Raw genomic sequence first — 9112 nt, forward strand, 5'->3', positions numbered from 1 at the left:
GCAGTCGTGTGGTCGTCACTCCAGGGACGCGTGAGCAATCGGCTGGCCCGGCATTTCCGCGCCGCGCCGCACCGGCTGCCTGCGCATGCGCCGATGGTGAGCTTCACGTTCGACGACGCCCCCGACAGCGCCGCAGACGAGGGCGCCGAGCTTCTGGAGCGACATGGCGGCCGCGGCACCTATTACCTTGCCGGCAGCCTGATCGGTCAGCCGTCGGAGCATTGGCATGGCCTGTCGGATGACGCCATCGTTCGGCTTCACCGCGCCGGGCACGAGATCGCCTGCCACACCTTCTCGCATCAGAGCTCGGCCACGCTCGACGAGGCCGCGATGGCCCGCGAGATCGAACGAAACCGCAGTCATCTCCGCGGCATCGATGCCTCGATCACGCTGGAGAACTTCGCCTATCCCTATGGCATCGCCTCGGTGTGGCGTAAGCCGCAACTCGCGAAGACCTTCCGTTCCGCGCGCGGCATTTTTCCCGGCGTCAACAGCGGTGTCATCGACCTGCAATTCCTGCGCGCCTCGCCGTTGATTGATTGCGAGATCGACGAGGCGGGGGTCGATCGCTATTTCGACGAGGCGGTTGTGAGCGGCGGTTGGCTCATCTTCTACGGCCACGACGTCACCGGCAGACCGAGCCCCTATGGCTGCACGCCGCATCTGATGCGTCATGCGCTCGAAGCCGCCGCCAAGCGCAACATGCCCATCGTGACCGTCGCAGAAGCGCTGCGACGGATGGGGGCGTAGGTCCCTCTTCCCTTCTCCCACAAAGGAGAGAGGGCTAGAGAGTCCATGCCCCTCAAAACAGCCTTGCCACCGCCACACCAGCATGCGACTGGCCTTGTGACGAATCTCACGGCCTGATCCGCTCCGCCCATGTCCGCTCCCTCCAACGCTCCGCTGCCTGCGCCGGCCAACGGCCGCGACGCGCTGTCGGCGCTGCATTCGGTGTTCGGTCTGCCGGGATTCCGCGGCGCGCAGGGCGAGATCATCCGCCACGTCACAGAGGGCGGCAATTGCCTGGTCTTGATGCCGACCGGCGGCGGCAAGTCGCTGTGCTATCAGCTTCCGTCCTTGCTACGCGAAGGCTGCGGCATCGTGGTCTCGCCGCTGATCGCGTTGATGCGCGACCAGGTCGCCGGCCTGATCGAGGCCGGCGTCAACGCCGCCGCACTGAACTCGTCGCTGACGCCGCAGGAGGCGTCCGACATCGAACGCCGCCTGCTCGCGGGCGATCTCGACCTGCTCTATGTCGCGCCGGAACGGCTGGTCACGCCGCGCTGCCTGTCGCTGCTGGCGCAGGCGAAGGTGGCGCTGTTTGCCATCGACGAGGCGCATTGCGTCTCGCAATGGGGCCACGATTTCCGGCCCGAATATGTCGGCCTTTCCGTCATCGCCGAGCGCTTTCCCGACGTACCGCGCATCGCGCTGACCGCGACCGCCGACGAGCTGACGCGCAAGGAGATCATCGAGCGGCTTCAGCTGACGGGCGCGCCGCAGTTCGTCTCGAGCTTCGACCGGCCCAACATCCGCTATGAGATCGTCGACAAGCGCAATGCGGTGTCGCAGCTGAAGGAATTCATCCGCGAGCGCCACCTGGGCGATGCCGGCGTGGTCTATTGCCTGTCGCGCAACCGCGTCGAGGAGGTCGCCGCCGCGCTTGCCGAGGCCGGCATTGCGGCGCTGCCCTACCACGCCGGGCTTGACGGAGCGTTGCGCTCGCGCAACCAGGATCGCTTCCTCAACGAGGACGGCATCGTCATCGTCGCGACCATCGCCTTCGGCATGGGCATCGACAAGCCCGACGTTCGCTTCGTCGCCCATCTCGACCTGCCCAAGAGCATCGAGGCCTATTACCAGGAGACGGGACGCGCCGGCCGTGACGGCAAGCCGTCGACGGCGTGGATGACCTATGGCCTCTCCGACATCGTGCAGCAGCGCCGCATGATCGACGAATCGGCCGGATCGGAGGATTTCAAGCGGGTCTCGATCGGCAAGCTCGATGCGCTGGTTGGGCTCGCCGAGACGCCGCATTGCCGGCGCCGGCGCCTGCTCGCCTATTTCGGCGAGATCGTGATGGGCGAGAGCTGCGGCAATTGCGACAATTGCCTGACGCCGCCGAAGATGCGCGACGGCAAGGTGCTGGCGCAGAAGCTATTGTCCTGCGTCTATCGCACCGGCCAGCGCTTCGGCGCCATGCATTTGATCGACGTGCTGGTGGGGCGTCTGACCGAGAAGGTCACGCAGTTCGGCCACGACAAGCTGTCGGTGTTCGGCATTGGCCGCGAGCTCAACGAGAAGCAGTGGCGCACGGTGCTGCGGCAATTGGTGGCGATGGGCCATTTGCGCAGCGACAGCGAAGCCTACGGCGCGCTCAAGCTGACGGAGTCTTCGCGCGGGGTGCTGCGCGGCGAGACCGAAGTCTGGCTCCGCGAGGAGGCGCCCGGCACGCGTGTTCGCGCCAGCCGCGCCAAGTCGCGCCGCGGCGACCTCGCGCCGGCGGCGAACGCGCCGCAAGGCGACGTCGATCCCGAATTGCGCGCGCGCCTGCGCGCCTGGCGGTCAGAGATCGCGCGCGAACGCGGCGTGCCGGCCTATGTCGTGCTGCACGATGCAACGATCGACGGCATCGTCCGGGCCTGGCCCACAACGCTCGACGAGCTGCGCAACGTGCCGGGGATCGGCGACAAGAAGCTCGAGCATTATGGCGACGAGCTGCTGCAGATCGTCAGGACTCGGTAGGGAGCTAAGCTTGTTGGGGCACTCAACTCCCTCCACACGTCATCCCGGACAAGCGCGCCTCAAGCGCGCGGAGATCCGGGATCCATACCCACAGGGAGAAGTTTGGCAGACCGGCAACCGCGCGTCTTCGCCAAATGCCTCCCTGTGGTTATGGGTCCCGGGCTCGCGATTTCGTCGCGCCCCGGGACGACAGCGGAGTATGACGCGCGAGAGCTACGCCCTCACTCACCCATTTCTAAACGCATACGCATAGCCGTTCAGGGCCGGCGCGCCGCCGAGATGGGCGTAGAGGATCTTCGCGCCCTTCTCGAAATAGCCCTTCTTGGCGAGATCGATCAGGCCCTGCATCGACTTGCCCTCGTAGACGGGGTCGGTGATCATGCCTTCGAGGCGCGCGGTGAGGCGGATCGCCTCCTTCGTCTCCTCCGACGGCACGCCATAGGCCGGATAGGCGTAGTCCTCGATCAGCACGACGTCCTCAGCGACGAGATCCTTGCCGAGCTCGACGAGCTTTGCCGTGTTCTGCGCAATCTCGAGCACCTGCGCCTTGGTCTGGGCGGGCGTGAAGGAAGCATCGATACCGATCACTTTTCGCGCACGGCCGTCCGCCGCAAACCCGACGAGCATGCCGGCATGGGTGGAGCCGGTGACGGTGCAGACGATGATGTAGTCGAACTTGAAGCCGAGCTCGGCTTCCTGCTTGCGCACCTCCTCGGCAAAGCCGACATAGCCGAGGCCGCCATACTTATGCACGGAGGCGCCGGCAGGAATGGCGTAAGGCTTGCCGCCTGCGGCCTTCACTTCCTCGATCGCCTGCTCCCAGCTTTTGCGGATGCCGATATCGAAGCCGTCGTCGACCAAGCGCACGTCGGCGCCCATGATGCGCGAGAGCATGATGTTGCCGACGCGGTCATAGACGGCGTCCTCGTGCGGCACCCAAGCTTCCTGCACCAGGCGGCATTTCATGCCGAGCTTGGCCGCGACTGCCGCGATCATGCGGGTGTGGTTGGATTGCACGCCGCCGATCGAAACCAGCGTATCGGCATTGGAGGCGATCGCATCGGGAATGATGTATTCGAGCTTGCGCAGCTTGTTGCCGCCATAGGCGAGGCCGGAATTGCAGTCCTCGCGCTTGGCATAGACCTCGACATGGCCGCCGAGATGTTTTGACAAGCGCTCCAGCTTTTCGATGGGCGTCGGGCCGAAGGTCAAAGGATAGCGCGGAAATTTGTCCAGCTTCATGGGTCATCCCGATTGGCGTTGGTGTTGGCGGCTCCCTAGCATCGCGTTGGGAAAATGTGCTCCCGAATATTGCGCCCATATTGCGTGATTTCTTGCGCAAGCCGTGACGATTGCTAATATTTCTTCCAGAACAGCACCTATTTACGGAAGCTTCATTCATGGCTGCCCGACTCGACCGCACCGACCTTAAGATCTTGAGATTGCTTCAGAATAACGGTCGGCTCAGCAATGCCGAGCTGGCCGAAACGGTCGCGATCAGCCCCGCCACCTGCCACCGTCGCACCCAGCGCCTGTTCGAGGGCGGCTTCATCGCCGCTGTCCGAGCCATGGTCGCGCCAAAGAAGGTGGCCAAGGGCACGCTGGTGATGGTCGGCGTCGTGCTCGACCGCTCGACGCCGGAGAGCTTTGCCACCTTCGAGCAGGCGATCGCCAAGCTGAAATTCGTGCTCGACTGTCACCTCGTCGCCGGCGATTTCGATTACTTCCTCAAGATCCGCGTCGGCGACATGGAGGATTTCAACCGCATCCACGGCGAGCAGCTGATCGCGCTCCCCGGCGTGCGCCAGACCCGGACCTTCTTCGTGATGAAGGAGGTCGTCGACAACGCGCCGCTGGAGTTCTAGGCGTCAGCACTTGATGCGCCATCCGCATCATGAGAGGTTCGTGCGATGCAGACATTCCCCTTCCGCCACCACAATCCGGCCGGGCCGGCCTATCGGCGCGGCTGGGTCGACGACGCCGTGGCCGCCATCGAGGCCGATCAGTGCCGCACCGCCGATACGCATCTGATCCGGCTGATCGTGCCGGCGCTATCAGGCATCGACATCTATCTGAAGGATGAGTCCACGCATCCGACCGGCAGCCTGAAGCACCGGCTCGCGCGCTCGCTGTTTCTGTACGCGCTCTGCAACGGCCACATCCGCGAAGGCACGCCCGTGGTCGAGGCCTCGTCGGGATCGACCGCGGTATCGGAAGCCTATTTCGCGGAGATGATTGGCGTGCCCTTCTACGCCGTGATGCCGCGCACGACCTCGGCAGAGAAGATCGCCGCGATCGAGCATTATGGCGGCAATTGCCATTTGATCGATGATGGCCGTGCTCTCTATGCGGAGGCCGCCGCGCTCGCCGCCCGGCTGAACGGCCATTACATGGACCAGTTCACCTTCGCCGAGCGCGCCACCGACTGGCGCGGCAACAACAACATTGCCGAATCGATCTTCACGCAGTTGCAGGGCGAGCCGCGCCCGCTGCCGGACTGGATCGTGATGGGCGCCGGCACCGGCGGCACGTCGGCGACCATCGGGCGCTACTTGCGCTATCGGCAGTATCCGACCCGGCTGTGCGTCGCCGATGTCGAGCATTCCGCCTTCTTCGACTGCTTCCGCACGCAGGACCGCTCCCAGACTTGCGACCGCCCGTCGCTGATCGAGGGCGTCGGCCGGCCGCGCTGCGAGCCGTCCTTCGTGCCGGGCGTTGTCGATCGCATGATGAAGATCCCGGATGCGGCAACGATCGCGGCGATGAACGTGCTGTCGCGCCGGCTGCGCCGTCCGGTCGGCGGCTCCACCGGCACCAATTTCGTGGCGCTGTGCCGGCTCGCCTCGGAGATGCGCGAGGCGAACGTCACGGGATCGCTGGTGACGCTGATCTGCGATTCCGGCGAGCGCTATCGGCAGACCTATTACGAGCCCGCTTGGCTCGCCGCACGCGGTCTCAACCCGGCGCCGTTCGAGGCGGCGCTGTCGTCGTTCCTCGCCACAGCTGAGCCACTGGCGCTGGATGTCGACGACATGGTCAATCCCCAAAGTGTGCCAGGCCCCACGGCGTCATAGCCGAGATCTGCCTGGCATTTGCGAATGGCGGTCGTCACAGCAACTTCACTTGCCTTGCGTGCCCCTGCAGGTGACGGTTGCATCTTCTCAACGAGGAGATCTCGCCGTGCGCCTTCCCATTCTCGATCCCAAGGATCTGACCGACGAACAGAAGCCGCTCTATGACGACATGCGGGCCGGCATCAAGGACCACTTTAAGGGCTTCGTGAACATGCGCGAGGACGGCGCGCTGCTCGGGCCCTGGAATCCCTGGATCTGCGAGCCGCGTTTCGGCAAGCCGGTGTGGGAGCTGGTCAAGGCGATCGCGTCGAACCCGCTGCTGCCCGCGGCCGTACGCGAGGTCGCGATCCTCGTCACCGGCTCGCATTTCCGCTCCGGTTACGAGCTCTATGCCCATGTATTGGTGGCCGAGCAGCGCGGCCTCTCCGATGAGAAGCTCGCGACCATCGTTGCCGGCCAGCGGCCGGTGGACCTGACCAAGCAGGAAGCCATCGCCTATGACATGGCCTCGGCACTGGTCAGCGGCGGCGTGCTGCCGGAGCTGACCTGGCGTGCGGCCGTGAAGGAATTCGGCGAGCATGGCGCGGCCGAGCTGTCCTATCTCGTCGGCGTCTACTGCATGGTCTCGGTCACGCTCAACACGTTCGATGTACCGGTGCCGGACTAATTCCGCACCGCGTAGAGCGGCGTTCGCAACGTCACCTGATAGGACGGCTTCGGCATCCAAGCGATCTGCGCAGTGATGCCGAACAGGCGGTTGTCGTTGTCGTCCATGCGATCGAGGTCGAGCCGCAGGATCGGCTGGGTGAAGGATTTCGCGAGCGTCCGGCCCGCGAGCTGCGCGCCGCCGAACGACTGCATGCCGAGGCGCCCCGTGAACTTCCAGTTGCTCGGCCATTGGTAATAGCCGCCGGCATAGAGGATCGTGTTCGGCCGGATCGCGGCGAACGGGCTGGCGATCGTGGTAGTGGTGTATTGCAGGCCGGCGAGCCAGCCCCGTGTCTCGTCCTCGTCGAGCGCGTAGCCGAATTCCACAATGTTGTTGAAGGAATTCGTCATGCCCTGCTCGTTCGGCACCGACTGCGTCAGGGTCGATTGCAGCGTGATGGTCGGGATCTTCCCGCCGTTCTGCTGGTAGAGATCGGCCTGCACGCCGATGTTCCAGCTCGTGATTTCGAAGGACGACCAGCCGGCGCCGATATCCGTCGTCGTACCGGAGACGCCGCCGTAGAGCGAAACGCGGTCGCTGACGTCGACGGTCAGCGGCAGGTCGATCGCCATCGATTTCGCGGCCGGCAGTCCGTTCGGCAGCGTCGTGCCTCGTCGTGCCACCAGGGCTTCGAATGCGGCCGACAGCGAGGAGTTGCCGAAGCCGAGCGCGAGCGTGCCTGCGGGGATCGTCGCATAGATGGTGCGAAGATCGAGATAGATGTTCGGGCCGGTCGGCCTCGTGGGCCCGTCTTCCTCGTCATCGGCGGCAAAGGCCCCTCCTGCCGGGATCGCCAGACACAGCAATCCCGCCGCGGCGGCGCGCAACGCCGGATGACGGGATTGGCGGCGAAGAGGCACGTGACGATCCGACGCGTGGCGATTTGGGGGCAAGACCGTTGTTAGATGGAACGTGATCGCCCGCCTGGTCAAGCGCTATCCGCAAGCGATGGACGGCATGGATATGTGCGGTTACCCTGCCGTGATCGCACTGACACACTCGCCCGCCAAAGTGCAGGCCGAAGAATGGAGGAGACAGCCATGAACACGTCACGCCGCATCCTGCTCACCGGTCTGGCGGGGCTCGCCGTTGCTCCGAGTGCTGCGGTGGCTGCTGCACCCACGGCCGAGCCCGGCGAGGTGACGGTCGCGGAAGAGCGCTTCGCGCGCACGATTGCGGCGGCGCATGCGCCCGACATCACCTGTGCATGGCAGGCGGAGCGCTATGCGGACGCGCACTGGCCGGAATATGTCGCGGCAGCGCGCGCAGTGATCGGCGCGCGCGTGTGATTGAGCGCTATCACCTCTTCACCGCCCGCCGCACCTGCTCGCCGATCTGCGACAGCACGAGCTGTGCCTGGGGCAGGATTGCGCCCATGGCGTGGAAATTGTGGACCATGCCATCGTGGCAGACATGCTCGACCGCGACCCCCGCGGCGAGCAGCCTGCGGGCATAGGCATTGCCTTCGTCGCGCATCGGGTCGTACTCGGCGGTGTGGATGATCGCGGTCGGCAGGTCCGTGAGGAGTGTCGCGCGCAACGGAGAGACGCGGGGATCGGCGGCATCGATGCCGTCAGGCAGATAATCGGAAAGATCGGCTTCGATCGTGACGCGATCGATCAGATGGCCCTCGGCAAAGGCCTCGCGCGAGGGGGAGGTCTCTTCGAAATCCAGCACCGGGCAGATCAGGCACTGGGCGGCGATGGAGAGGCCGGCGGTCTGCGCCGCATTCTGGCACACGATCGCCGCGAGTGTGGCGCCGGCGGAATCGCCGCCGATGACGAGCCGGCCAGCGTCGATGCCGAGCGATGCCGCCTCGCGCGCCACCCATTCGGCGGCGGCGATCGCATCCTCGACCGCGGCGGGGAATTTGTGCTCCGGCGCGAGCCGGTAGTCGACCGACACGAGGCGGCAGCCGGTGGCATGCGCCAACGCCGCCGCAATGCGGTCGTGCGTGGCAATGCTGCCGGCGACGAGGCCGCCGCCATGAAAGAACACGAAGCCCGGTGCGGGCGCTTCAGTGCCGGCCGGCGTGTAGAGGCGATAGGGCAGCTCGCCGCCGGGACCGGGCAGCATGCCGTCGGTGGTCGTCACATCCGGCGCCTCGGCCCGGGCGAACTGCATCAGCTTTGCCAGCGATTGCCGCCGCGCCTCCACGCTCGGCCGGCTCCGCGCCTGCGGCGCAGCCGCAGCCATCATGGTCAACAAACGCTTTGCGAGCGGATCGAGCGGCATGGCGGACTCCGTAGCATGGACCGCACTATAGCCTGTCTTACCCTCCCCTGGAGGGTAGGGCTATCGCATATGAGCGAGGGCGGAGAGAAGGAAGTCGTTATTCCATCTGGCTTCGAGCATTTTGTGGCTGGTGCGGGCAGGTCCAGGTGTTGCCTGCAGCGTATTGATAGCCAGCTTGCGGATGGCTGCGAGGTTTTCGGCAGCATGGCCTTTCCGGCTGCGGCAAGCGTCCTCGTCGAACAGAACGTCGAGAACCCAGTGCAAATTGTTTTCGATGCCCCAATGAGCGCGCACGGCTTCAAGCAGCTTCTTGGCTGGGAGCGGACGCGATGCCAGGAAGTATCGAGCC

At 65.3% G+C, this 9112-nt stretch carries 10 protein-coding genes; 6 read left to right on the plus strand and 4 right to left on the minus strand.

Annotation, left to right across the window (positions count from 1 at the left end; all coding sequences use genetic code 11):
• Positions 1–6: 6 nt before the first annotated feature.
• A complete protein-coding gene (locus HZZ16_RS36120; protein WP_197955548.1) occupies positions 7–750 on the plus strand; it encodes a polysaccharide deacetylase family protein in 744 nt (247 codons plus the stop codon).
• A gap of 129 nt (positions 751–879) precedes the next feature.
• Positions 880–2745, plus strand: a complete 1866-nt coding sequence (gene recQ, locus HZZ16_RS36125; protein ID WP_197955520.1) for a DNA helicase RecQ — start codon at positions 880–882, stop codon at positions 2743–2745.
• A gap of 225 nt (positions 2746–2970) precedes the next feature.
• Here the strand turns inward: recQ and HZZ16_RS36130 are convergent, their stop codons facing one another.
• Entirely contained in the window at positions 2971–3987 is a 1017-nt protein-coding gene (locus tag HZZ16_RS36130) for a 1-aminocyclopropane-1-carboxylate deaminase (protein ID WP_197955522.1), read from the minus strand.
• A gap of 158 nt (positions 3988–4145) precedes the next feature.
• On the opposite strand from HZZ16_RS36130, the gene HZZ16_RS36135 reads away from it, so the two are divergent.
• The 3 genes from HZZ16_RS36135 to HZZ16_RS36145 all read left to right on the plus strand — a co-directional run bounded on the left by HZZ16_RS36135 (position 4146) and on the right by HZZ16_RS36145 (position 6486).
• Positions 4146–4610, plus strand: a complete 465-nt coding sequence (locus HZZ16_RS36135; RefSeq protein WP_197955523.1) for an Lrp/AsnC family transcriptional regulator — start codon at positions 4146–4148, stop codon at positions 4608–4610.
• A 45-nt stretch (positions 4611–4655) separates the two neighbouring features.
• The gene (locus HZZ16_RS36140) at positions 4656–5819 is read left to right on the plus strand and encodes a PLP-dependent cysteine synthase family protein (RefSeq protein ID WP_197955531.1); all 1164 of its coding nucleotides are present in this window, start codon (positions 4656–4658) and stop codon (positions 5817–5819) included.
• Between the two features lie 106 nt (positions 5820–5925).
• Entirely contained in the window at positions 5926–6486 is a 561-nt protein-coding gene (locus tag HZZ16_RS36145; RefSeq protein ID WP_197955532.1) for a carboxymuconolactone decarboxylase family protein, read from the plus strand.
• On the opposite strand, the gene HZZ16_RS36150 is transcribed toward HZZ16_RS36145, so the two are convergent.
• Positions 6483–7355 carry a hypothetical protein gene (locus tag HZZ16_RS36150; protein ID WP_197955550.1) on the minus strand — a complete coding sequence of 291 codons (873 nt, stop codon included), beginning with the start codon at positions 7353–7355 and terminating at the stop codon, positions 6483–6485. The two genes, HZZ16_RS36145 and HZZ16_RS36150, sit on opposite strands and share 4 nt — an antisense overlap.
• 213 nt (positions 7356–7568) lie before the next feature.
• Between HZZ16_RS36150 and HZZ16_RS36155 the strand changes: the two genes are divergently transcribed.
• Positions 7569–7817, plus strand: a complete 249-nt coding sequence (locus HZZ16_RS36155) for a hypothetical protein (protein ID WP_197955534.1) — start codon at positions 7569–7571, stop codon at positions 7815–7817.
• A gap of 10 nt (positions 7818–7827) precedes the next feature.
• Here HZZ16_RS36155 and HZZ16_RS36160 read toward each other — a convergent pair whose 3' ends face one another.
• Together HZZ16_RS36160 and HZZ16_RS36165 are read right to left on the minus strand one after the other, a co-directional pair.
• Positions 7828–8763, minus strand: a complete 936-nt coding sequence (locus tag HZZ16_RS36160) for an alpha/beta hydrolase (RefSeq protein ID WP_197955536.1) — start codon at positions 8761–8763, stop codon at positions 7828–7830.
• Between the two features lie 60 nt (positions 8764–8823).
• Positions 8824–9112 (minus strand): ISAs1 family transposase (locus tag HZZ16_RS36165; RefSeq protein ID WP_197955538.1); only part of this gene is annotated, 289 nt, incomplete at its 5' end.

This window comes from Bradyrhizobium glycinis, assembly GCF_016031655.1.
Taxonomy (GTDB): domain Bacteria; phylum Pseudomonadota; class Alphaproteobacteria; order Rhizobiales; family Xanthobacteraceae; genus Bradyrhizobium; species Bradyrhizobium glycinis.